General features: G+C 40.7%; 18 protein-coding genes and 1 pseudogene. 8 read left to right on the forward strand and 11 right to left on the reverse strand.

The genetic code is table 11. From position 1 onward, the window contains the following. Window positions 1-416: 416 nt before the first annotated feature. The 3 genes from V7K38_RS28190 to V7K38_RS28200 all read right to left on the reverse strand — a co-directional run bounded on the left by V7K38_RS28190 (window position 417) and on the right by V7K38_RS28200 (window position 3103). A complete protein-coding gene (locus tag V7K38_RS28190) occupies window positions 417-1235 on the reverse strand; it encodes a type 1 glutamine amidotransferase (protein WP_334862881.1) in 819 nt (272 codons plus the stop codon). 104 nt (window positions 1236-1339) lie between these two features. Next, a complete protein-coding gene (locus V7K38_RS28195) occupies window positions 1340-2677 on the reverse strand; it encodes a Mur ligase family protein (RefSeq protein ID WP_334862883.1) in 1338 nt (445 codons plus the stop codon). A gap of 102 nt (window positions 2678-2779) precedes the next feature. Further along, on the reverse strand, window positions 2780-3103 hold the full coding sequence (locus V7K38_RS28200) for a hypothetical protein (RefSeq protein ID WP_334862885.1): 324 nt from the start codon (window positions 3101-3103) through the stop codon (window positions 2780-2782). Between the two features lie 126 nt (window positions 3104-3229). Between V7K38_RS28200 and V7K38_RS28205 the strand changes: the two genes are divergently transcribed. The 6 genes from V7K38_RS28205 to V7K38_RS28230 all read left to right on the forward strand — a co-directional run bounded on the left by V7K38_RS28205 (window position 3230) and on the right by V7K38_RS28230 (window position 7794). Then, window positions 3230-3817, forward strand: coding sequence for a thylakoid membrane photosystem I accumulation factor (locus tag V7K38_RS28205; RefSeq protein WP_334862887.1), 588 nt, complete (start codon window positions 3230-3232; stop codon window positions 3815-3817). A gap of 184 nt (window positions 3818-4001) precedes the next feature. Beyond that, entirely contained in the window at window positions 4002-4610 is a 609-nt protein-coding gene (locus V7K38_RS28210; protein WP_334862889.1) for a hypothetical protein, read from the forward strand. Between the two features lie 6 nt (window positions 4611-4616). Continuing rightward, window positions 4617-4787: a DUF4351 domain-containing protein gene (locus V7K38_RS28215; protein WP_334862992.1), complete on the forward strand. Its 171-nt coding sequence runs from the start codon at window positions 4617-4619 to the stop codon at window positions 4785-4787. Window positions 4788-5141: 354 nt separating this feature from the next. Then, on the forward strand, window positions 5142-5828 hold the full coding sequence (gene bchM, locus V7K38_RS28220) for a magnesium protoporphyrin IX methyltransferase (protein WP_334862891.1): 687 nt from the start codon (window positions 5142-5144) through the stop codon (window positions 5826-5828). A gap of 444 nt (window positions 5829-6272) precedes the next feature. Beyond that, on the forward strand, window positions 6273-6752 hold the full coding sequence (locus V7K38_RS28225) for a hypothetical protein (protein WP_334862893.1): 480 nt from the start codon (window positions 6273-6275) through the stop codon (window positions 6750-6752). Between the two features lie 391 nt (window positions 6753-7143). Beyond that, window positions 7144-7794, forward strand: coding sequence for a DUF938 domain-containing protein (locus tag V7K38_RS28230; protein WP_334862895.1), 651 nt, complete (start codon window positions 7144-7146; stop codon window positions 7792-7794). A gap of 939 nt (window positions 7795-8733) precedes the next feature. On the opposite strand, the gene V7K38_RS28235 is transcribed toward V7K38_RS28230, so the two are convergent. The 3 genes from V7K38_RS28235 to V7K38_RS29755 all read right to left on the reverse strand — a co-directional run bounded on the left by V7K38_RS28235 (window position 8734) and on the right by V7K38_RS29755 (window position 12369). Next, on the reverse strand, window positions 8734-10236 hold the full coding sequence (locus V7K38_RS28235; protein ID WP_334862897.1) for an aromatic ring-hydroxylating dioxygenase subunit alpha: 1503 nt from the start codon (window positions 10234-10236) through the stop codon (window positions 8734-8736). An 856-nt stretch (window positions 10237-11092) separates the two neighbouring features. Beyond that, a complete protein-coding gene (locus V7K38_RS28240; protein ID WP_334862994.1) occupies window positions 11093-11803 on the reverse strand; it encodes a class I SAM-dependent methyltransferase in 711 nt (236 codons plus the stop codon). 260 nt (window positions 11804-12063) lie between these two features. Next, entirely contained in the window at window positions 12064-12369 is a 306-nt protein-coding gene (locus V7K38_RS29755) for a hypothetical protein (RefSeq protein ID WP_442940814.1), read from the reverse strand. A gap of 135 nt (window positions 12370-12504) precedes the next feature. Here V7K38_RS29755 and V7K38_RS28250 point away from each other — a divergent pair, with 135 nt between their 5' ends. Continuing rightward, complete coding sequence (locus tag V7K38_RS28250; protein WP_334862899.1) at window positions 12505-13710, forward strand: glutathione S-transferase family protein; 1206 nt, start codon at window positions 12505-12507, stop codon at window positions 13708-13710. Window positions 13711-14056: 346 nt separating this feature from the next. On the opposite strand, the gene V7K38_RS28255 is transcribed toward V7K38_RS28250, so the two are convergent. From V7K38_RS28255 to V7K38_RS28270, 4 genes and pseudogenes are all read right to left on the reverse strand, one after another. Then, window positions 14057-14290, reverse strand: a complete 234-nt coding sequence (locus tag V7K38_RS28255) for an EF-hand domain-containing protein (protein WP_334862901.1) — start codon at window positions 14288-14290, stop codon at window positions 14057-14059. Between the two features lie 111 nt (window positions 14291-14401). Then, entirely contained in the window at window positions 14402-14584 is a 183-nt protein-coding gene (locus tag V7K38_RS28260; protein WP_334862903.1) for a hypothetical protein, read from the reverse strand. Window positions 14585-14908: 324 nt separating this feature from the next. Then, window positions 14909-15322, reverse strand: coding sequence for a DUF3854 domain-containing protein (locus V7K38_RS28265; protein ID WP_334862996.1), 414 nt, complete (start codon window positions 15320-15322; stop codon window positions 14909-14911). A gap of 227 nt (window positions 15323-15549) precedes the next feature. Continuing rightward, window positions 15550-20289 (reverse strand): annotated as a pseudogene (locus V7K38_RS28270) (amino acid adenylation domain-containing protein); the annotation flags it as partial. A 181-nt stretch (window positions 20290-20470) separates the two neighbouring features. On the opposite strand from V7K38_RS28270, the gene V7K38_RS28275 reads away from it, so the two are divergent. Then, a complete protein-coding gene (locus V7K38_RS28275) occupies window positions 20471-21571 on the forward strand; it encodes an alpha/beta fold hydrolase (RefSeq protein ID WP_334862906.1) in 1101 nt (366 codons plus the stop codon). Between the two features lie 73 nt (window positions 21572-21644). Here the strand turns inward: V7K38_RS28275 and V7K38_RS28280 are convergent, their stop codons facing one another. After that, window positions 21645-24905, reverse strand: coding sequence for a non-ribosomal peptide synthetase (locus V7K38_RS28280; protein WP_334862908.1), 3261 nt, complete (start codon window positions 24903-24905; stop codon window positions 21645-21647). Window positions 24906-24907 lie beyond the last annotated feature (2 nt).

Below are 24907 nucleotides of genomic sequence, written 5' to 3' on the forward strand. Positions count from 1 at the left end.
AAATAATAACTGACCTTTGGGCAAATTTATCCGGAGTATGGTGTTCAAGCTAAGAACAATTAATTGGTAGATGCACCCTGATAACTAACTCCCCTGGTTGGCTAACGCTGACTGGGGGTTTTTTTTTGGTTATCGCCATAATATTTACTGCTCACTCAATCCCTGAATCGCTTTCTTTTTATTGTGAGCTAGAGATGCCACACCAAAATGATTGCTATGATATCTAAATCATATTCTTAATTTTTTTTATATATTTCAGCACGCAGGAGGCAGGAGGAAAATTTCCCTCTCGATAACTATTTGTTTAAGATCGCCACTAAACTCTTGTAAGAAAGCAGGAAGCTAACGCAATAGTCGCTTCAATTCCAAATGTGGTCGAATCCTATAAGTAAATGCTCCTCCTGCCTCCTTCAAGGTTAAGCTTTTGCAGCAGCAACACTTGGTAAACTTACTTTCAACCGCTTAAACATCGCTTCCCGCGCTTGTACAGCAAGATTATCATCTAAGGGTGGCAATGCGATCGCTTCCCCATACTTTAGCCGTAGCGCTGTTTGAATTAACCAGTCGGCGACGAAAGGATTTTTTGGTAACAAAGGGCCGTGAGAATAAGTAGCGATCGCATTCTGATAAAATGCTCCTTCTGTCCCATCCTCTCCATTATTTCCCAAACCGTACACCACGCGCCCCAATGCTTCCACTTTCCCCAGCTTGGTACGTCCGCCGTGATTTTCAAAGCCTACCAAATATGGTGTACTCCCCGTCATCTCTTTTAAATCTTGCGCCAGACGTGATGCTGTCACTTCAATTACCAAGTTACCAATACAGCGCTTAGTATTTTCACCAGGATGAACGGAAACTAAATCGAGTATTCCTAAACCATCAATCCGTTGCCCTAAGCCTGGTTCATAATAATGTCCCAGTAGTTGGGGTGAACCACAGGTAAAAACGCCCGGTGTGCCATTTTCGATTTTGTCGCGCATTGCATCAGCTTTTGCGCCTTGCAAATCACGCATGACAATTTCTTGCTGACGATCTTGTGCGCCACCACCAACTATGACATCTACAGTTTTAATATCTGCGGCTGTACTATTTTGATCTAGGGGTAAGATTTTAACGTCGTATCCCCGCCACTGAGCGCGACGTTCTATAGTAATTACATTACCGCGATCGCCATAAGTACTCATCAGTGTTGGATAAAGCCAACCTATTGTTAATTGCAAATTTTGGGAACTCATATTTTTGGGGACTGGGGACTGGGGACTGGGGATTGGGGATTGGGGATTGGGGATTGGGAAAACACCGTTACCCAATGGCAAATGACAAATGACAAATGACAAATTTAAAGAATTTTCCGGCCAGTTAGGACTTCTCGAACTTCTAACATGGCTGAGTAGGTGGGTAGAATATGCAGAGTTTCATTGTCTGGTGTATGCTCTAATGCAGTAGCGATCGCTTGTCGCAAATCTTCTTCTACAATTAAATTTATGTTACTCTCAGGGGACTTTTGGCTGTAACGTAGACGTAGTGCCATATCGTAGACGCGATCGCCACTCACTACTAAAGTCCCGCCGCGTTCGACTAATTTCTCGGTATCCACGTCCCAAATCCAGGATACATCAGTGCCATCGGGCGTGCGATCGTTTAATATCAACAGTGTGGTTTTATCTGTGCTTTGAGTCACTACGCGAATGGTTTCATTCGTTCCTACAGGATTTTTTGATAATAATATCCGCACTCGTTTACCGTTAATTACTAAATCTTCTGCCCGACCAAAAGCGGCTTGGAAGTTGTTAATAGTATCTCTGATTGTCGTTTCATCAACTCCTAACTCAATAGCCGCAGTAGCTGCCGCTAAAGTATTGTATTTGTTATACAAACCAACAAGAATTTGCGACCATTCACTACTTTCTAAAGTTGGTTTACTTTTAGTAAAACCACACTTGGGACAAGTAAAATCTCCCAAATGAGACAAGTAAACACCTTTGTAATCTAGAGAATGCCCGCATTTGGGACAATAGATAGAATCGACTGCGTGAGGAATAGCTTCTAAATAATTTGCTGGTTCATTCAAGCCAAAGAATAACACCCGTTGCGGTAACTGCTGACCGAGGTTAGATAAAGTTGGGTCATCAGCATTAGGAATTACCACAGTTTCTGCTGGTAGGGTAGAAATAACTTTTGTCCAGCGCTTACTAATTGTATCTACTTCGCCGTACCTATCAAGCTGGTCGCGGAACAAGTTTAAACAGAGAATAATTCGCGGCTGGAGTGGCTTTAATACTCTTGGGACAATATTTTCATCAACTTCTAAGATGGCGTAATCAACATCTAGCGTACCTAGTAAATTGGTGCTGTCTAACAGCGTCGTCATCAAGCCATTTTCTAGATTTGCACCTGTGGAATTATGAGCGACGCGATAACCCTTGCGTTCTAAGATTGTAGATAAAAGCAATGCTGTAGTGGTTTTGCCGTTAGTACCAGCAATTAAAATCACTCCGTTTTTAACTTGCTGACTCAATAATTCTAAAATTCGGGGTTCAATGCGACGAGCAATTGAGCCTGGTAATACACTAGCAGCACCCAGACGGAGCGATCGCACTATAAATGTCACACTTTTTGCCACTGACACCGCGAAACCTAATCGCAGCCTATCTATGAATTGAATTTTGTTTCCCACATCTGTACCCTAGTCTTCTGGCGTTGCTAATTGAAAGTATTTAATTGCAAATTGAATATGCGTGAGTTTAGCGAATCCTAGCTCAAAAAGCCAGCTTCAAAATTAAGATGGAGGAAATGAGGGGGAGTCGAGGCAGGGGAGTAGGGGAGCAGGGGGCAGGGGAGAGTTAGAATCTAGTTCATCCACCTCAGAACTCCGTTTATCGATATCAGAACTCCGTTCATCTATATCAGAACTCCGTTTATCTATATCAGAACTCCGTTCATCGATATCAGAACTTCGTTTATTTATATCAGAACTCCGTTTATCGATATCAGAACTCCGTTCATCGATATCAGAACTCCGTTCATCGATATCAGAACTCCGTTTATCTATATCAGAACTCCGTTTATCGATATCAGAACTCCGTTTAACTCCATCATCCACTTACGAGAGATAATCTCAGTAGGCGTTATCTTAAAAAATAGTGCGTGGGCATAATTACATATCCAGCCCAGTTTGCCGAATTCAGCACAAACTCACGACAAGTAGTAGCTTGCAAGGTTCCTTTTGATGAATAGCACAAAATTTCTTTTTTTACACAAACAAATTACTGGCTGGGGAAGGTGGTTCTCCAAATGCCTGTTGTTGCTTGCAAGTCTTTTCATTTTAAGTACGCAACCTGCTTATGCTGGTCTTGATAATGATTTATATGACGGCAACATCTTTGTCGTTTATGCTGGCAATGGTTCATTGGTTCCTCCCAGACAGACACTTGCACAAACTTTAGCGGAACATAAACCCATATTTTTGGCTTTTTATTTAGATGACAGCAGCGATTCCAAAAGGTATGCCATTTCTATCTCACGGGTACAGGAATTTTACGGTCGGGTAGCAGAGATTATGCCGATTAATGTAGATACTATCCCGTCTAAAAAAAACTATGAGCCTACAGAACCAGGATATTACTACTCTGGGACTGTTCCTCAAGTCGTGGTGTTTAATAAATCAGGTGAGGTTGTTTTGAATAAAAAAGGTCAAGTACCTTATGAAGAAATAGACGACCAATTCCGCAAAATCTTTGATTTATTACCACGCACCGAAACAGCACAGCTAAAGCGACGAGCCTTCAATGAGTTCAGTAGTGAGTTAGCTAGATAACTTAATTGGGTAGACCAAATTGGTCTGCCCTAATTTTTAGTGCTATCTGCTACCACATTTATGCCGATGCCAAAGCATAATATTGAAATATCTGTGTTGACAGATTAGAAAGTGAATCCATAGTCTATAGTCTTTGACTAATGACTAATGACCAATGACCAATGACTAACTAGAGTGTATTCTGATGTCAAAGGTTTACACCACCCAGGAGCTAATTCAAGTTTTGGCAGCCGAACGCCAAGCTTGCCTCAATGGAAAACGCCTAAAGTTAGAAATAACAGCCTCTGGCAATCCTGTAATTGACCAGTTTATTAGAACTGATGGGCTGCAACAATTCACAGCTTATCAAGATTTCAAAGCCGCGATTCACGATTATCAAAAAGAAAATCAAGTTTCAGGTATTATCTGGCGGGAGGTGACAGTTAAAGGTAAAAACTTGAGCTATCCTGAAGTAAATACCGATTTAATAGCTCTCTCTAATGACTTAGAGATATTAAAATCTGCTAAAAATTCTATTGTAGAATTTTGGTATGAAGTCTCGATGGAGATGGATTTATACTTGAGTTTCAATAATAGTAAACAATACCAACAAATTCTCACATCTGATGTAGAAAGAATTGTTAAAAGAACAGAATGGGCAAGTTTGTGTAAGTGGGAAAATTCGAGTTTTTTGGAAATGATTTTACAGCTTGGATGGGGTAAACCAGAAGAAGCTTACTATAAACGAGGAAGACCAGTATCGGGTAGTGAATATATCCATGCAGTCAATCCTGGTAATTGCCCCATCGGATAATTAGTAATTTGTAATGACGCTCTCTACCAGACGCAGCAATCAGGAAAACAGGAAGGTGAGCAAGGACTCGTCCTACGACAGCTACAAAAACGGGTAGGAGAGTTACTTGACGAAGTTCGGCAAGGAATTCAAAGTCTTTCTCTAGAACAGTTGGAAGCACTGGGTGAGGCTTTGTGAGATTTTAGTGCGATCGCTGATTTGCTCAATTGGTTACTAAGCTCATCAAACAGTTTAGTGCGATCGCGATCGCAACTCTACCTTAAAAAGGGTTGTCTACATCTACAGATTGAAATAAGAATGGAATTTATAGTAACGAAAAGAATAGATATTTAAATAGTAGTAAATGCACTCAGGAAGTCATGAAACGACAATATTTTCTGAAAAATAGCGGTTATTATTTGAATAATTAGAGGCACATATATTTGTACACCTACTTCTGTACACCATATCTAGAAAAATCTGGAAGACCGCTCTTATGAGTTCCTATCAATGATAATTTTAAGCATTGGGAACCCTTAAAAATCAGAGTTTATGAACGCAGCCGACGATAAAACAATTGTTCGTGAGTATTTCAATTCCACAGGGTTTGACCGTTGGAGGCGGATTTACGGCGATGGCGAAGTCAACAAAGTCCAACTAGACATCCGCAATGGACACCAGCAAACGGTGGATACAGTTCTCGACTGGTTAAAAGCTGATAACAATTTACCACAACTATCAATCTGCGATGCGGGCTGTGGAGTGGGTAGTCTCAGCATCCCGCTAGCGGTAGATGGTGCTAAGGTCTATGCGAGCGATATTTCCGACAAAATGGTAGAAGAAGGCAAGGATAGAGCGAAGCAAACTTTGGGAAATGGCGAAAATCCTACTTTTGCTGTGCAGGATTTGGAATCGTTGAGTGGTAGTTACCATACTGTTATTTGCTTGGATGTTCTCATTCACTACCCCCAGCAAAAAGCCGATGAGATGATTTCTCACCTTTGTTCTTTAGCACAGTCGCGGATAATTCTTAGTTTTGCGCCGAAGACCTGTGCGTTGACTATACTCAAGAAAATTGGCAGTTTCTTTCCTGGGCCGAGTAAAGCCACTCGTGCATATTTGCATCGTGAGGCTGATGTAGTGAGAATTTTGGAAAGTAATGGCTTTTCAGTGCAACGTCAAGCGATGAATAAAACTCGCTTCTATTTTTCCCGTCTACTAGAAGCTACCCGTGCATAAGGGAGATAAGGGGGATATTACTTCCCCATATTTTCTTTATTTCTAGCTAAAAGTAGGGTGCGTTAGGCTGAAGCCATAACGCACCGCCATAAACTAACTATTGGTTGAGAAATGTCGCATTTGGTAGTGAGTTTTGGTTTTGATTTTTGCGATCGCTGCGATCGCGTTCGTGAAGAATTATGATGAAGGAGGCGATCGCTTAGTTAAGATTTCCTGGCTATAAAGTTGCCTGGTAGCTACAGAAATCAGCAACAAGCCGAAGCTTGAGTAGTTTAATATGGTTGGAAGCGATCGCTACAGGTAGAAAAATTTTACTATTTTGGGATGTTGCTAGACTAATCATGCGATCGCTAAAAAACTCTCCCAGGGAGTAGATTGATCTAGTGGAACATCTGGGAAAGTCAGGTTAGAATTTCTAGCAAAGTTCAAAATTGAAGTCGAACTATGAAAACTGCTGAAAAATTGGCTGCTGGTTGGCTACTAACACTCGGATTCATGTTTTTAACGCTATCAGCATCAGCAGCAATTGAAAAATTTGCTACCCGTAAGGTGTTCATACCAGTGAAAGATGCGTATGATTTTTATGCACCAAATGCTACTTATCAAGATGATAATACTATTGCTGGTGGTCTAATTTTTGGTGTCCCTAGTCTCACACTCGGTACATGGTTAGCATTGGGATTGTATCGCCAAAGTCGGCAAGAGAAAAAGGCACTTAATCAACAATGTAGCGATCGCTTGCAATCTCTTTTTTATGAGATGCTACAAGAAAATCATGGACGTGTAACTGTTTTAGGCTTTGCAATGCAGTCACAACTACCCGCAGCCCACGCCCGACAATATTTAGATGAAAAAGCTAAAGAATTCAATGCAAACTTTAAGGTGAACGAAGAAGGGGCTGTATCATATCATTTTGATGTTTAATTGTCAAAAGCTAAAAGTACTTCGGATATGTAATTGAGAGAGAGCCAGTGGAGTTGAAGAAGTTGATTGTAATGGAAGTGATTTTTTTCGAGGCATGAAATACGTATGTAAGTTTAAGGTTTAAAATATAACTGTCAAAGTAGTTGGGTCAATGGGAAAAGAACGCAGAAGAGTGATGATACATGAACTGTGACTAGTACGTACCGCAAGGCGGAAGTCACGCATTCAAAAGCAATACAGTGTAAGCGTTTTGTTGATTTGGAATGGGTTGTTTATTTCCGCCACGCTGTACTAGTTTTTTGTCACTAATTAGTGTGGTGGTCAGAAGTGAGATAATCTAGATTGTTACTATTGGTCAGCACACCATACCAGAAAAATTATAACGATAGGAATGACACCACAAGACGCACGACAATACGCGCCAGCAACTGAGCGCAACCGAGAAGCAATTCTAGAAATACTTTTACAGATATTACCGTCAAGTGGCACTATTTTAGAAATAGCTTCTGGTACTGGTGAACACGCAGTATTTTTTGCGTCCAGGCTAAGTCCTCGCCTGTGGCTACCAACAGATGCAAATTTAGAGTTACGAGCCAGCATTATTGCATGGACAGAACACAATGGATGCGATAACGTTCATGCGCCGCTTGAGTTAGATGTTAGAGAGCCAGTTTGGGCATTGGAGAAAGGGGCAGTGGCTCAGTGGCTGAATCCGAAGCCAATTGTCGCCATCGTCAATATCAATATGATTCACATTTCACCTTGGTGTGCGTGTCTTGGGCTAATGGCAGGGGCAGGTCGAATCTTAGCAGCAGGAGGTGTCCTCTATTTGTATGGCCCCTTCAAACAAGGTGGAGAACATACAGCAGCGAGTAATGCAGCCTTTGACGAATATTTACGCAGCCAAAATCGAGAATGGGGTGTGCGGAACTTGGATGATGTAGTCGCAGCAGCTAGGGCAGAACATTTCATCTTGAAACAGATTTACCAAATGCCAGCGAATAATCTTTCAGTAGTGTTTGAACGTTCTTTTTATGAATAATTCCTGAAAATAGTTTTGGTGCGGACTCTATCGGAGTTATGCGAGAAACTTTCCCAAAATCCAGATTGGAGATTGATCAAGGGGAATGGTGAGATTAAGGATATCTTTAACGTGAGATGCGTTGTGTTTGGAGAACTGAGCCAGAGCTTGAATCATGCATCAACACCATCTCCGGCAGAAACAATAGTATTCCCCATCTCCTCTAGGAGCGATAACTACGTTAAGCTCCGCGAACCAAAATCAGTCCGAAGATTATTGAACGACCGGTTTCTTTGCGCTTCAATTTGACAACTCGTGTCCAAGCTCAATTCTTCTCAGCACCACATCTTCCTGTCTCTCTGTTCAATACGGATGAGAAAGGGAGTCATTTCATTTTTTGGAATACAGCACTTCCGGCAGCTATGAGGTACATCCTCAAAGCCAAAAGCTATCCTAGAAAAAGGGCAATAAAAAAACTGTATTGCATAATAGCGGGAAGCGCTGTAATCTTTTCCTTGATGCGATGGGCATTGGTTTCGGCGCAACCAAAGGGATTTTAAAAGAGCGAACCTGCTCTCAAGACTCTTAGTTTGCGCTTGATAACTTGAAATTCTTGCTATGACGCTTGTGTAGGGGTGTAGGCGAGAAGTTGACTGATTAAATTGTAACTTTGACCAAGACGGCAATGCATCTGGGTTTACTCAGGTACAATTTGCACAACTATCTGCTGGATTATCACTAACCAACAACAATTTTATGGTTGTTTAATCGGAGTTAGCCCCTTCTTGTCCGAGCATTGCTCCCTATTTCTGGACTGATCTGCTAGTCATAGCAATAGGCGAGACTACTGGCATCTCTCGAACAGGGTACATGGTTTGGAATTCAGAAGGCTCAGTTGGCAGGAGGCTCTTAGCAACTGAGCCTTCTGAATAAATTTTCTTAGCACTGACCTTGAGTACATTAATCATTGTGTGCGTGTTCAAACTCGTAAACGTAAAATAGGCGACTAAATTTATCAAGCAAGTATCCTAAAAGCAGAAAGAATGCTGCACCCCCAAGCGCCCACCAGAATCCTGTATGAGGAAAAACCGTTAAAAGTGACGCAGGTATTTGGTTTGCAGATGCTAATGCAGCTTTCACCGCTATGGCTCTTGCATCCAGAATTACAGCAACACATAAGCATAATATAGATAACCCGTAAGCCAACACCCGTAGACGTTTAATATTTTTCAAAGCATCTTTGCAAACTTGGCAATGTTGGGTATGAGTTGTCCAGACATCAAAAAGCTTTTGTTTGTCTAATTCCAGTAAGGGAAGATCGGTATTACACCCTGAAGCCCAAGGAATACTACCTCCAGCTTTTTTCTCCAACCACTGGCGAAATGCAATTACCATTTTATCTTGAGGATTGGGTGTATAAACTGCGTTCACCCATTGGCCCTTTTGACGTTTAGCTAAAATATTCTGTTGATAATGAAGAAATACTAAGTCTTGGTGTAAGAACAAGGATGACAAAACATGGCCTAGCCAAGTTGGCATTGGTAGTCCAAAAACTCCTAATCCTTTAGGTGTCTTACCCATCTGGTTCTTAACTAAGACCTGACAGCCAATATGACGACACCACCCTGGGCGTGTAGGGCTAGCATACAATGCTAGGATTAGCTTACCACCATCTTTAGAAGTAGAAACAATCCTCATCTGACAAGGTGGTTGGAAGTCGTGAATTGCTTGCTCAATCGTGGGAGCAGTCGGTGTAATTTCAAAAGAAAATCCTTCTTGAGTAGACATTTCCTTGATGCAAAGCATATCGTAGTAATTAGCATCTTTATACCGATTGCCAACTAGACCGTGGTGGGAAACAGGGACATGGGCTGGATCAGCTACATTTTCCATGAAAAAGTCCCATCCATAGGGTAGGTCACGTATATTCCAAAATAGATGAACTACTCTATCGGAGTTTTCTTCAAGTTCTGGAATAATTCGTGGTGTCCTCAATTGACTTTCAAGCTGTGCATCAGAACCAGACTCAGCCCAAACCCACAATAAACCCTGCCGTTCTTGTGTTGGATAACTAATTGCAGATGACTTTGAATTTGAGCAGTGTTTAGAGGATGTCTGCTGATCTTTCGACTGGGGAATGCTCACACACTTTCCCTGCGAATCAAAACGCCAAGCATGATAAGCACATAAAAGTGTGCCATCAGATTCAACACGCCCTTCTGAAAGAGGAGCTAGTCGATGGGGGCAACAATCTTCAAAGCAAGACCATTTACTCAAACTGTCTCGCCACAAGACTAAGTTTTTTCCTAATAACTGTATTGCATGTGGGCGAGATGGATCTAGAAAATCCATAACTGCTACAGGATACCACTGCTTTGTCCATTGAAATACTTCTTCTTTGTTTTGATTCAATGGAATGCTTGCGTTATCCATATCCCCTTGAAAATCTATTTTAGTGGTCATGTGTGTTCTTTTATGTTTTTGAATTAATAAAGTTAGAGCTGTTTAATATTTAATATAGTTGCAATTCCAGGTATGCTCTTTTCTACTTAAAAAACTTTCTTCGCTTGCTTGATGGCATAAAAACTATGTATCCCCTCAAACACCCCTTCAGGACACAGTTGCTCAAAACGACAGCAGTTAGTAGACATCTTGCAAAAGTTACTTATGCAAGATGTTGGGGTGCAGGTTAAAGGGTAAGGGAAAACTCCATACCTTTACCCTTTAACATGCACCCCTTTTCCCCACTTCTGCAAGAAGTTTAGCGAGCAAATGCAACGAATGCCCATACCAGTCTACACCAAGCTATACATGAACTCCGGCACGGGTCAGTTAACGAAGTGAAGCAACTGCTGGCGTGAAAGATAGCTCTTGGGGCAAATATGCTGATGGTGTTATAGTTTGCCATTTTCTGAAGATTGAAGAAGGCAGCTATGGTGAGGGCAGAAGGGACAATTCACTTATGGGATTTAACCCCTCCTGAATTGAAGCCAGTGAACTCTTGTTCAGTGGGGGTCTTAAACTAGACTGTTAACTTTGATGAGATTTACCCATTTTTTATTCATACAATTTTGGTGTCATCATCGGTGAACAAATTAAATGAGTAATGAGTAATGGGTATTTACTCATTACTCATTACTTAAAGAACGCGAAAAATAACTTTTTCCACTGGAAATTTTACTCCTCTTGGATTGGAAAGTATTGTGCATGAATTTTTAACCCCTGAAAAGGTGCAAAGTTAACAGCCTACTCTTAAAACCTTGAACAAGAGTTCACTGGCACCAGATATGGAGTCAGAATTCTCTTCTGCCTTCACTCTTTAACAGCGCTGGAGCCTTTCTTCGATAATAGGATTATGCCTCTGATATTCAATTCGCACTTGTTGAATGTCAACTTCCTTAGACTCTGAAAACACAAGTTGCCCTATTTGATATAGTCCCAGATTTTCAAACTGTGTTAATTCCGAGTTAGATAATGGCCAAGGTGGTCCAGAGGGTTCAACTTCTGTCTCTCGAACATGAGTAATTAGTAACAGTGTTCCGTTTAGAGAGACGACAGAGGCAACTGAAGAAATAACTTCATAGCGCACATTCAAAGGTAGAGCTTGAATATTACGACATTCAAAAATAAAATCAAAGGCTTGATGCCATTGTGAGGGAATTGCTAACAAATCTGCAACTAGATAGTTGACAGTTGAATCTGGAAATCGTTCTTGACACCAAGCGATTGCTGTTGGAGAAATATCAAAGGCGGTTACTTTAAATCCTCGATGAGCTAAAGCTTCAGCATCATCTCCCAAGCCACAACCAATTACTAACGCCTTTTGATGTGAGGCTAATGGTTCATGATTCGTCAACCAATCTTGCAGATAAGGATGAGGAGCTAACTTTGCCCAAGGAATTTGTGCTGCATCCCCTTTAGCATTAGCATATAAAACTTCAAACCATGCTGAGGGATCTGATTTTTGTAAAGCTTCTGTGGCTAACTGTTTAACAGAAAACTGCAAATTTTCCGGGTTTTGTTCCAACATAAAAACTGATGCCATTATATCCCAAAAAAGAACTTGGGTTTAAGACCCCCACCAAATTTTTAATTTGGTGGCTTTTACCTCAGTTGGGGTCTGAATCCCCAACTGAGGTAAAACATAAAAGCCTTCTGCCCTCAGCATAGCAGCGTTGCTTCAATGAATCTCTATCCGAAACTGATTATTTTTAGGAACTAGCTTTTGATTTTGTATAATCTGTGCGTTGACGAAATAAACCTGTCATACTGAAGCCAGTAATCAACAAATCAATTAATCCCAAACTGTTTAAAAGTGGATAGATTTTTTCTATGAATATGCAGAAGAAATTCACCTAATTCTCGCTGATGAAACCATTCATGGACAATAGTAAAGCATATACCTGTTAACACAATCAGAAAGAGAACTTGCTTGGAAGTATTGTCAATATCTTGGTTGCGAATCTGAAAGACTGAAAAAATAGTGGTAACACACAAAACTACTAAAAAGTAAAAAATCCAAATTCGTCCAACAAATTGTCCTAACAGACCAGCAACATAAGTCAACTCGCTAGCATCCTCGAACTCCAGCATCACGCCGCACCCATGATTCCACTGCACAAAGTCTGTGATCTGCCTAGAAAGGTATAAACTAAGCCTTAGAGTTAGAGTAACTAAAAATATTGTAGAGTCAAGAAACAGTCCTAAGTATTGCCCTACACAACTGAGCCTATGACTACCGCACCCTTAAGCTGGCAAGAACTAGAAACCCTCACGGACTATCAAATAGATACTGTTAATGGTCTTACCAACGCTAAAGCCAGGTTGCGCTTGTTTGGTCAGCTAGAATCTGATGTGCGGGTAACGCTGTACCGCGATAACCACGCCTGGTGTCCTTACTGTCAAAAAGTTTGGTTATGGCTAGAGGAAAAACAGATCCCCTATCGCATCGAAAAAGTGACAATGTTTTGCTACGGGGAGAAAGAAAGTTGGTACAAGCGTAAGGTACCATCAGGAATGCTCCCCGCGATCGAGCTAGATGGAAGGATTATTACGGAAAGCGATGACATTTTGCTCGCTTTGTCAAAGGTTTTTGCTCCATTGAACCAAGGGATGGAAGACCCCACAGTACTTCCTTTACGTCAATTAGAACGACTTTTATTTAGAGCCTGGTGCGTTTGGCTGTGTTCTAGAGCAGGTTCTTCTCAACAAGAACAAAGCAACCGAAAACAATTTATCGCAGTGGTGGCTAAGGTGGAGGAGGCTCTGGATCGCACCGCAAGCCCTTACTTTCTGGATAGCTTCGGCATTGTTGATGTGATTTTTACGCCATATCTCGAACGGATGAATGCAAGCCTTTACTACTACAAGGGCTACTCCCTACGGGAAGACAACCCTCGCTTGAGCGCATGGTTTGCGGCAATGGAAAGCCGACCGACCTACTGCGGTACCCAAAGCGACTTTCACACCCACGTACATGATTTGCCACCCCAGATGGGGGGCTGTTGGGAGAACGGCGAAACCCAGATGCTTCTCAATAAAGCGCGGGTAGATTACGGCCCCTGGTTCGGGCTACCAGATGTTACTTATCCAGAACCCGAAAACTCGCGCATGGAAGCTCTTCAACGAACTATCGAACACCGCGTCAATATTATCCGAGTCAATCCCTTAGATGATAAATTGTTTGATCAAGCCCTACGTTGTGCTTTAACACACATGATGAGCGATGAAGACTGTGTACCTCCATTGGGATCTGATGTCGCTCTACGATATTTGCGCGATCGCATTAATGTACCGCGAGATATGTCCATCTACGCAGCCAAGCGATTGAGGGAATCCCTGGAGAAAACCGCAGCCCTTGCAGGTGATGGGCAGCCAGATCCCATTCCCACTAAGCATCGACGAGATCAAGACCCGTCTAACTTTGTCATCAAGTAGGATTCAGGTATCCATCCTGGCATAGAGCGCTCCTTTAACAATTAACAGTAAACAGTTATCTTAGTTTCAAGCTTTGATTTCTACAAGCCGCACACTCGTGACTTTGAGTCATGAGTTAGGCGCTCCATATTCTGATATAAGTAGGTGGGCGAAAATCAAGCTAACTAAACCACGACAACTAAAGATAAGCTCCTCTACTCTCCCACAATCCCCTACAGACAGCCTTTCACCTCCAAGGTCATCTCTTTTGGGCTAGCGAGTCGCCAATGACCATGAAAATTGCAAATCCCTCAAAGCGTGGACGCTTTGAGGGATTTTTGGGTATTGGGTGTTAGGGATTGGGTTGCTAGTTTAAATTATTTGCTTTCTGAACTGCTCCCTTTAACTCTTCAAAGGTAATACTGCCGTCTTTGTCTGAATCATAATTTACTAGCAATTCCTGGGGACTAGTGGTATTTGTTTCTGATGAAATGATTGCACTTAAGCCAGGACTTAAAAAAAGATCATTAATGGATACTTTGCCGTCTTGATCGCTATCTAAAGTATTAAAAAGAGATTGAAGCTCTTGCTCGGTTGTCATAAGTTTCTATCTGAATTAGTTTTTCAACTTAATATCTCATTAATTTCTGATTAATCTCTCGAAATTAAATAAACTTATATCAAAAGACATAGAAACGGCTATCGCTGGGGCTTAGATCGGATGTACGCTGTGGGTTACAGGCTTTACACCGTATTGACCGTTGAGTAACAAAAGATTTAATGTCTGCCAAACACGGCAATCAAGGGATGATTCACGCCATCTACTCCACCCAATCGGGCGCATCTGCCACCAGTTGAGCAAATTTGTTCGGGTTAATATCTCAAACTTCTGCATCCGCTCGTCAGACCCCCGCAGTTGAACCCCCGGCGTGAGAAACTGTACAGATTCAGATTTTCCAGCAACAACACCCCTGGCAATAGCTGCCCTTTGTTAAAATCTGGTTTCCAAATCGAATTTTCCCCAACCTGTAATATGGATTTCGCTCGTTTAGCATCTCGTTTTGTGAGAAACTCCCGCCCCAGCGTCAAGTAATAGTGCATTCTTAGTTGGGGATAGCAACCATCATCGTCTCAGAATCTGCGATCGCTTCACATTCAGCAGTAAACATCTCCAGAAAAGATTTTGTTACCTTAAATTTACATAAAAATATGAGGAAAATTAAGCCTCTCTCCGCTTGCCTAACGGCAGGCTAACGCCAACGGGGAGAGGTTTGGAGAGGGGTCTTAATTGATTTCTGGAGATGTCTAGTATACAATTCTTCACTTGCGGACTTAACCGACTCGATAACTGACCCAAAAAGCGTTGGTTAAGTGCGTAGGCGTAGCCCGTCGCAGACATCGCTGGAGGGTAAGTTAGGGCGGTAAACAACTTAATCTCCCACAATTCCAATGCAACGGCTGTGTTGTACAGTGTGTCAAAAGCTGACTGACCCTTGGTAACGATAAAATCATCAACACCTTTTTCTTGTCCAAAGGGTAAATCAATCGCTCGCAGCGAACAACTATCCGCAACCAGCAACCGTCCCATACATCTGATAGCGGTTCTTACTTTGCCTGTGGGATCAACGCCAATACGGTTCGGTTAACGTATTCCTCGAAGATCCCCCCAACCCCCTTAAAAAGGGGGGCTTATAACCTTCTTTTACCCCCTTTTTAAGGGGATCGCCGTAGGCGGGGGGATCTTAACCGAACCGTATTGGGATCAACGCCATTGCACCACAGGTAAAGTAAAGAAGAGATTGCAACACAAACTTAAAGCAATTCGTTGTAAACGGATCTGTAAATTTTTTTCAAATACTATTAACGCTCCTTGCTCTTTTCATTTAAGGAAGATAATTTAATCCGCCGACTTTCACGTGAGAGTGGTAGTAAAAGTGGGGCTTGACTTTGAGGATTGCTTTGTTTAAAGGTTTCCACTATCTTAGAGATTTGTGCAATTGTCGGTGCTTCAAATACGGTACGCAAAGGCAACTCCAGATGCAAGGTATCACGCACTCTAGAGACAAGCTGAGTTGCCAGTAATGAATGACCGCCTAGTTCAAAGAAATTGTCATAAATTCCCACGTGCTTAAGTCCCAAAACCTCAGCAAAAATTTTTACCAACACTTGTTCAATAGGAGTGCGAGGTGCGATGTAATTTTCAGGAAATTTGGGCTTAGTTGCTTCATAGAATGCTCTTAAGGCGCGGCGATTGACTTTACCATTAGCTGTTAGAGGTAAAGATTCTAATACTACAAAAGCTGATGGTATCATGTACTCAGGCAGTTTTTGTGCTAAGAAAGCCTGCAACTGCGGGACTAATTTACGCGCACCTTTGGCTTGTAAGGGATTATTAGCGTAAGATTGCCAGGGACGAGAGTAAGTGGTGCTATGGGGAAAAATAGTTCTCTTACCTATTTCATCTTGCCGTACAAAAAGCACATCATACCGTCCCTGAATATTTGAATGTGACCACGTAATCTCAACTCCGTAAGGTACACCCAATGTATATAAATCTTCTGGTTCTACTCCTAAATTTTCGAGTTCTTGCAAAGCCTTACGCATTTGACCTACAGTTTTAAAACCTTCTACATTTGATAGCCATTCTGCTGTTTTAACTGCTGCCATCACCCGCGCATTAGGTACATTTTTAATATATAAAATTTCTGGTTTATTCTTAATTAATAACTCAGACACTGCTGGGACTGTTAAATTATCTTCAGACCAGTTCAATACTAAAGGAAATTCAGTATTATTAATAATTTCATCACCGATATGAAGAATCACATTATACCGAAATTGAGTTAACTCATTGCGTTCGTCAAAGACGTTGGCGCAGCTATCGCGTCCCCGCAGCAGTTGAATTTGTACATGGCTAATCTGGGGAAAGTATTGCTTTATTGCACTAAAAAAAGCTGGATCAATCACCAACTCTGTCTCTTGGAAAATTTGCATTTGAACCCGTTGCTGTAACTCAGAGCGGGTAAGGGAAGGTTCAGCTTGATACAGTTGCACTGATGCATGGAAAGCTTGCAAGAGTTGTAAACTACGTACATCTCCTATGAAGATAAAGCCGCCTGGAGCAGTTGCCTCCACAGCACCTTTTAATACACGAATTAGATAATCAATACTAGGAAAATATTGTACAACTGAGTTGAGAATCACTGCATCAAAAGCTGCTGTTTCTACTTTCTCGAAGTCAGTAGCCATTTGCTGATACAGCGTTACCTGCGGCATTTGTTGCTTTTCTAACTGCTGCTGAATGTAGTTAAGTGAAACTAGGGAAAAGTCTGTTGCACAATATTTAGTGCAGTGAGGTGCAATCTTGAATAGAATTAAACCTGTTCCACAACCAATTTCTAACACTCGCTTAGGTTGCAAAGCCAAAATTTGCGCTACTTGATTATTCACCCACTCACGCATCTGCTCTGCTGGAATAGGTTGATTTGTGTAACTACTGTTCCAACCGATAAAATTGGATGTCAGATCGGAATCAGCAGCAGGTTGATTATAAGTTTCGTTATAGAGCATCTGCCATTGCAAAACCTGCTCATTCTGCAATTGTATTAATTGCATATTCTCTTGCTCACTCTTATATTCAGCTTTCGCTACTACATAAGCTACTAGCTGCTTTTCCTCTTCTTTATCGTCACGACTTATTACTACAGTTTGCTGTACTGCTGGATGCTGACTCATTACTACTTCAATTTCGCCTAACTCAATGCGATAGCCACGGATTTTTACCTGCTCATCGAGGCGGCCTAAAAATTCAATGTTGCCATCTACTCGATAGCGAACTAAATCACTTGTTTTATAGAGTCGTGCTTTTAACTTATTAGTGAAAGAATGATAAATGAAGCATTGATAAGTTAAATCAGGACGATTTAAATAACCTCGTGCCAATCCATCACCACTTATATATAAATCTCCTGAAACGCCAATGGGTACAGGTTGTAAATGTTTATCTAGTATGTAAACTTGGGTATTGGCAACCGGACGACCAATTGTAGGTGCTACATTATCGTTATTCTTCAAATAAATATGACCAGAAGTTGTCACGACTGTATTTTCAGTTGGGCCATAATTATTAATTACCTGAAAAGGATGGTTAGCTAAAGGATATTGATTTAGCTTGTCTCCACCTATAAGTAATATGCGTAAAGCTGCATCTTGAACAAAATCTAATAATAAAAACTTTTCTGCTATAGGTGTTGGTAAAAAAGAAATTGTTATTTTTTTTGAAATTAGCCAATCTCGTAGATATTCAGGCGATCGCCTGATTTCATCACTTACAATATAGATACTGGCTCCAACGCTTAGGTAAGGCCAAATTTCCCAACTGCAAGCATCAAATGCAATCCCAGCTATCTGCGTTACTCGGTCAATATGTGAAACTGTAAATGCTTTGTGATGCCAAAAGACTAGATTTAGCAATCCTCTATGTTCAATTTGTACGCCTTTTGGCTTTCCTGTTGAACCAGAGGTATAAATGACATAAGCAAGGTTGTCTGCTGTAACTTGGCTACAAAGATTATCTTTAATTTCTTGAGCAATAATTTTACAATCTTTATCTAAACAGATTATTTTTGAATTATTGTTTTCTAAACGTTCAAGCCATTGCTCGTGAGTTAATAAAACGGAGACTTGAGCATCTTTCAGCATAAAGTTCAAACGTTCAGATGGATAGCTTGGATCTAGAGGTACATAAGCTCCACCTGCTTTTAGGATGCTCAACATCCCGATTACCATATCAAAAGAGCGTTCTACACAAAGCCCTACTAAAACCTCGGCTTTAACTCCTAATTTTTTTAGATAATGTGCAAGTTGGTTACTACGTATATTTAACTCTTTATAGCTGAATTGCTCATTACCAAATACTAGTGCAGTTGCATCAGGATTCTGTTCTGCAATCCTCTCAAATAACTGATGGATACACTTATCTTGAGGATAATCTAACTGAGTATTATTCCATTCAATTAATAAATTATGTAGCTCAGATTCACTTAAAAACGGTAATTGTGCAACTCGTTCTTCTGGATTTGCAACTATACCTTCAAGTAATGTTTGGAAATGTCCTAGCATCCTAGTTATAGTAGCGTCATCAAATAAATCAGTGCTGTAAATTACAAAACCACTAATTCCTTCTGAGTTATCTACCCATAAACTATTTTGAGTATTTGGCTCCCAGAGGTGAAACTCTAAATCAAAGCGTGTTGTTTCCGTATCAAATGGTAGCGGACTTAAAGTTAAACCAGTTAACTCTAATGCTGACATAGGCGCATTTTGTAATGCAAATACCACTTGAAATAGCGGATTTTGATTTAAATTTCGCTCTGGATGTAGTTCTTCTACAAGCTTTTCAAAAGGCAAATCTTGATGAGCATAAGCTCCCAAAGCTACGTCTTTGACTCGATTCAATAATTCTCGAAAAGTTGGGTTTCCAGTTAAGTCGGTACGCAGGACTAAGCTATTGACAAAAAAACCAATTAATCCCTCAATTTCACTACGGTTGCGATTGGCAATAGGTGAACCAATAGCAATATCTTCTTGTTGTGTATAGCGGTAAAGTAAAACTTTAAATGCTGCTAAGAGGGTTATAAACAAACTTACCCCTTCTTGCTGTCCGAGAGCTAAAAGTGCTTTGCTCAAGCTTTTTGATAATTGTACAGGTTGCCTTGCACCCTGGTAAGTTTGAACAGATAGTCTTGGTCTGTCTGTTGGCAGATTTAAAATAGAAATTCCGTCTAATTGCTTCTGCCAGTAACCGAGTTGTTTTTGTAATACTTCTCCTTGCAACCATTGGCGTTGCCAGTATGCAAAGTCTGCATATTGGATTGTAAGTTCCGGTAGAGGAGAAGGCTGATTGCTAGCAAAAGCTATGTAGAGTGTTGCTATCTCTTGAATTAGCACTCCAATAGACCAACCATCGGAGACAATGTGGTGTATATTTAGCAGCAGGATATATTCTATCTCATTCAATCGCAGCAGTTTTACTTGCAACAATGAATCAGTTGATAAATTAAAAGGATGTTGAGCTTCTTGGTTAATGAATTGTCGTGCTTTTATTTCTCGTTCAGTTTGTGGCAGTTGCCGTAAATCTATTATTGGTAACGGGATTGTTAGCGTAGCATTAATTACCTGAACAGGTTGCCCTGACTGCATAACAAAATTGGTGCGTAAAGCTTCGTGTCGTCGCACAATTTCGTTAAAGGTTTGCTCTAGCGCGGCTAAATTTAGTGAACCTGTTAAATGTAAGGCTACTGGAATGTTATAGAAAGGATTATTAGGTATTAATTGGTCAAGAAACCACAGCCGTTGTTGAGCAAAGGAGAGGGTAAGATTTCCAGAACGCGAAATAGGTACTATAGGTATAAAGCTGTATTTTTTATTATGATTAGTTGCTTTTAAAAATTCAATAATTTCTGCTTTTCGCTCTTGAATTTCTACACGTAGTCCTGGTGTAAGAGTTCCTTGTGGCGCGTTACAACGAAACTTTTCACTATCAATAAAAACTTGAATATCTAAGCTGCGAAGATAAGATAAAAACTCAAGCGTATTCAAAATTATACCCCTTCACAACTATTGTTACTTAGTAGTTATCAACTAACTCAGCATTTTTATCATACTTACAACACTGGATAAATCATTCTTGGGAGTGAAAGCTGAATGATTTTAACTATGGTATGAAGCTAAAAGACAACGCAGTTAACAAGGTATCGCAAGGTTTAGGCTTATGATATTCATGCCTCATAATTTTCTAGTTGTATGGCTGTTTCAACTGCTGTCCGTGGGGGTACTTGGCGGGGGAATCTACATTCTTTATGAGTGGTACGAACGAGAACTTGTAGGAACGTCTTACTTGGTAGCTGGATTAGTAATGTTTCTGTGGACTTTTGGCGGCCGTTTTATCAGTTTGCCACTGCTGCGCCGTCCTGGAAACCAAGAACCCACGTTTATGCGTAGCAAAACTGTGCAGCGCTTGCCACGTCCAGACGGGAGCGTGTTGCAAGTAGAGTTTTTTGGCCCTGAAGATGGTCAGCCAATTATTTTGTCACACGGTTGGGGGCCAAACAGTACTGTATGGTATTATGCCAAGCGACAATTAAGCGATCGCTTCCGAGTAATTGTTTGGGATTTACCAGGGTTAGGAAAATCCTCTAAACCGAAAAACAACGATCACTCCATAGAAAAATATGCCCGTGACTTGGAAGCTGTTATTGCGATCGCAGGTGATAAACCTGTTATTTTGGTGGGACACAGCATGGGTGGAATGATTAATTTAACCTTCTGTCGTCTGTTTCCAGAGCAATTAGGGAGTCGGGTGGCTGGCTTAATTCTTGTAGATACTACTTACACCAATCCGGTAAAAACTTGCATCTTTAGCAATCTGGTACGTAAATTGCAGAAACCGCTACTCGAACCTGTGTTGTACCTGACTACCGTACTGTGGCCAATTTTTTGGTTGATGACTTGGCTTTCGTATTTCAACGGTTCGCTGTACATCACTGTAGAACTGTCTGGATTTACGGGTACAGAAACACGGGGTCAACTAAGTTTTGCAGGTTTATTATCAGCATTGGGTTCGCCTGGTGTTCTGGCTCGTGGCACACTAGCAATGTTCAACTTTGATGAAACAGAAACACTTGCGACTATTAATATTCCTGTGTTGGTAATGTGTGGGGATTCAGATATAGCGACTAAACCTGTGGCGAGCGATCGCATGAAAGCAGAATTACCTTACTCTGAAAGAGTCACCCTAAAACCAGGTGGACACATGGCATTGATGGAACAAAACCAGCAGTTTTCTGAAGCAGTCAGCAGGTTTTGCGATGGCTGCTTATAGCACCGAACCTGATATTAATCGCTACTGTGGTTCGCGCATATATACCGGATGACATAAATAGTGATGTTTCTCCTTAAAATTCAACGTCTTCTCGCTCTTGCCCCGGAGTTTCAGTTTTATCTCCACCTTTTGCTGCCCAACACATTGTATCAATGGACTTAGCAAGTTGTTCAATAGTTGGTGCTTCAAACAAATTGCGTACAGTTACATCTATTTGAAAGGTATCTCGGATTCGGGAAATTAACTGAGTTGCTAATAGAGAATGACCGCCCAATTCAAAGAAATTGTCATGAATGCCTATCTGCTCTTTTATCAAAAGTTTAGCCCAAATTTCTCCAAGTAACTCTTCAACTTGCGATCGCGGTGCTACATAATCATATCTCTCGAAAGTTACTATATTGGGTCTAGGTAAAGCATGACGGTCTACTTTGCCATTAGGTGTTAGTGGTATTGATTCTAGTACTACATAGGCTGTTGGCATCATGTATTCTGGTAACTTTTCTTTCAAAAATTTGCATAGGTTATCTACCAAGTTTGATACTTCTACTACACTAATAACAATATAAGCTACCAAATACTTATTATCAGGTATGTCTTCATCAGCGATAACCACTGTTTCTTTCACTACTGGATGTTCACTCAACACTGCTTCAATCTCTGATAATTCAATGCGAAAGCCACGAATCTTTACTTGATTGTCAATCCGTCCTAAAAATTCAATATTGCCGTCTGGTAAATAGCGGGCTAAATCACCAGTTTTATAAAGACGTGTTTTTAAGTTATTATTAAAGGAATTTGTAATAAAGCATTGAGCAGTTAATTCCGTGCGATTGAGATATTCTCGTGCCAAACCATCGCCACCAATATATAATTCGCCCATAACGCCAATGGGCAAAGGTTGTAAATAAGTATCTAATATATAAAGTTGTGTATTATTGATCGGGCAACCAATGGGAATAAATGTAGAGGATTCTGGTAATTGTTGGATATGGTAGTAAGATGAAAATGTTGTATTTTCTGTAGGCCCATAGACATGAATTAAATGCTTTGGCACGCCATGTTTGAGAATCTTTTTAACCCATCTTATATTAACAGCCTCGCCACCGAATAGTAAATATCGCAATGAAGCAAAAGCTTGCGGAACATCTCTAGAAATCTGTTCAAGTAAAGCTGTTGTCAAAAACAAGATACTAATGCCTTTTTGTCGTAATTGTAATGCAAACTCGTGAGGCGAGAGGATTACATCTTTGCTAATACCCACAAGTTGAGCGCCGTTAAGTAGCGCTCCCCAAATCTCGAATGTTGCTGCATCAAAAGAAGTGTTTGAGGCTTGAGCGATTTTATCTGAGGAGGACAATTTTATATAATTTGTATTGCACACTAGCCGATTTACAGCTTTGTGATTTATAGCCACACCCTTGGGTTTCCCTGTAGAACCAGAAGTATAAATAACATAAGCTAAATTGTTAGATGTAATGCTATTTTCAAGGTTATTTTTGTTTCCTTGAGTAATAACTTCCCAGTCTTTATCTATGCAAACGATTGGATTCAGGAAGTATTTAAAAGACTTGAGCAAATTTTCTTGTGTTAGCAATACTGAAACCTGTGCATCTTCCAGCATAAACTTTAGGCGTTCTTGAGGATAGCTGGAATCTAAAGGAAGATATGCTCCTCCTGCTTTCAGAATACCTAATAACCCAACTATCATTTCTATAGACTGGGAAATGCAAATACCTACTAAAATTTCTGAACCTACCCCGATTTTTTGTAAGTATTTTGCTAGTTTATTACTGCGATTATTCAACTCTTGATAAGTCAATTGCTCGTCACCAAATTCTAATGCTATAGAATCAGGTTGATGCTCTACCTGTTTTTCAAACAATTGATGGATACACTTATCATTAGGATAATTTGCCTTAGTATTATTCCATTCTACTAATACCTGATGTAACTCAACTTCACTTAATAGTGGTAAGTTGGCAATGCGTTGTGCTTGATTTGCAACAATGCTTGACAACAGAGTTTTAAAATGCTCCAGCATCCGGCTAATAGTTGCTTGCTCAAACACATCTGTGTTATAAATTATTACGCCACGGAGTCCTTCAGAATATTCCCAGTTTGCACCCCATAGACTTCTAAAGTCGTCAGAACACTTCCATAAATGTAATTCTAAATCAAAGCGGGTTTTTTTTAAGTCAATATTTATAAAGCTAGGCACTAATCCAGGCAATTCTAGTGCCGACATTGGCGAATTCTGGAAACTAAATACTACTTGAAATAACGGATGATGGCTCAAGTTCCGCTCTGGATGCAGTTCTTCAACTAGCTTGTCAAATGGTAAATCTTGCTGATTATAAGCTCCTAGTGTTACTTCTCGTACTCTATCTAACAGTTCTCGAAAAGTTGGGTTTCCAGATAAGTTGCTACGTAGGACTAAAGTATTGACAAAAAAACCAATCAAACCTTCAATTTCGCTGCGATTACGGTTAGCAATTGGCGAACCTACCGCAATATCTTCTTGATTTGTATAGCGGTAGAGCAAAATTTTAAATGCTGCCAGCAGCGTCATAAAAAAGGTGACTCCTTCTTGCTGCGAAAGCTTTTCTAGTGCATCAGTTAGCTTTTTTGGTAACTCAAAAAATTGTGTTGCTCCTTGATAGCTTTGTATAGCTTTTCTTGGTTTGTCGGTAGGCAAATGCAGCATAGAAATACCATTTAATTGCTGTTGCCAATAAGTTAACTGCGTTTGCAGCACTTCTCCTTGTAGCCACTCACGTTGCCAGTGGGCAAAGTCGGCGTATTGAAGAGGCAGTTCTGATAAAAACGGAGTTTGGTTCTGTGCAAAAGCTGTGTACAGCATTCCCAGTTCTCGAATCAGCACCCCAATAGACCAATCGTCGCAGATAATGTGGTGCATATTCAGTAATAGAATATGTTCTGTTTTGGAAAGCACAAGCAACTTCACTCGCAGTAATGGCCCGGAGGATAAATTGAAGGGATGTTCTATCTCTGCTCCCATAATCCTCCTTGCTTCTAACTCTCCTTTACCATCTGGCAATAGCTGGAGATATAATACAGAAATAGGTATTGTTAAGTTAGGTGCGATCGCCTGTAGAGGTTGCCCATCTAAGACTATAAATGTAGTCCGTAAGCTTTCATGGCGATCCACAATTTCGTTAAAAGTCTGCTCCAGTGCCGTTAAGTTAAGTGAACCTGTTAAGCGAATTACTGTCGGCACATTATAAATAGTATTGTTAGGGATCAACTGATCGAGGAACCATAACCGTTGTTGGGCAAAAGATACTGGAAAGACAAAAATCTCTTCAGAAGACATAT

The organism is Nostoc sp. (assembly GCF_036917465.1).
Taxonomy (GTDB): Bacteria; Cyanobacteriota; Cyanobacteriia; order Cyanobacteriales; family Nostocaceae; genus Nostoc.

Excerpts from the sequence above, each read along its gene's own strand:
- V7K38_RS28190 (WP_334862881.1), bottom strand. The coding sequence starts at position 1,235 with ATGAGTTCCCAAAATTTGCAATTAACAATAGGTTGGCTTTATCCAACA.
- V7K38_RS28205 (WP_334862887.1), top strand. The coding sequence starts at position 3,230 with ATGAATAGCACAAAATTTCTTTTTTTACACAAACAAATTACTGGCTGG.
- V7K38_RS28210 (WP_334862889.1), top strand. The coding sequence starts at position 4,002 with ATGTCAAAGGTTTACACCACCCAGGAGCTAATTCAAGTTTTGGCAGCC.
- bchM (WP_334862891.1), top strand. The coding sequence starts at position 5,142 with ATGAACGCAGCCGACGATAAAACAATTGTTCGTGAGTATTTCAATTCC.
- V7K38_RS28225 (WP_334862893.1), top strand. The coding sequence starts at position 6,273 with ATGAAAACTGCTGAAAAATTGGCTGCTGGTTGGCTACTAACACTCGGA.
- V7K38_RS28230 (WP_334862895.1), top strand. The coding sequence starts at position 7,144 with ATGACACCACAAGACGCACGACAATACGCGCCAGCAACTGAGCGCAAC.
- V7K38_RS28235 (WP_334862897.1), bottom strand. The coding sequence starts at position 10,236 with ATGACCACTAAAATAGATTTTCAAGGGGATATGGATAACGCAAGCATT.
- V7K38_RS28240 (WP_334862994.1), bottom strand. The coding sequence starts at position 11,803 with ATGTTGGAACAAAACCCGGAAAATTTGCAGTTTTCTGTTAAACAGTTA.
- V7K38_RS28250 (WP_334862899.1), top strand. The coding sequence starts at position 12,505 with ATGACTACCGCACCCTTAAGCTGGCAAGAACTAGAAACCCTCACGGAC.
- V7K38_RS28255 (WP_334862901.1), bottom strand. The coding sequence starts at position 14,290 with ATGACAACCGAGCAAGAGCTTCAATCTCTTTTTAATACTTTAGATAGC.
- V7K38_RS28260 (WP_334862903.1), bottom strand. The coding sequence starts at position 14,584 with ATGCAGAAGTTTGAGATATTAACCCGAACAAATTTGCTCAACTGGTGG.
- V7K38_RS28275 (WP_334862906.1), top strand. The coding sequence starts at position 20,471 with ATGCCTCATAATTTTCTAGTTGTATGGCTGTTTCAACTGCTGTCCGTG.
- V7K38_RS28280 (WP_334862908.1), bottom strand. The coding sequence starts at position 24,905 with ATGTCTTCTGAAGAGATTTTTGTCTTTCCAGTATCTTTTGCCCAACAA.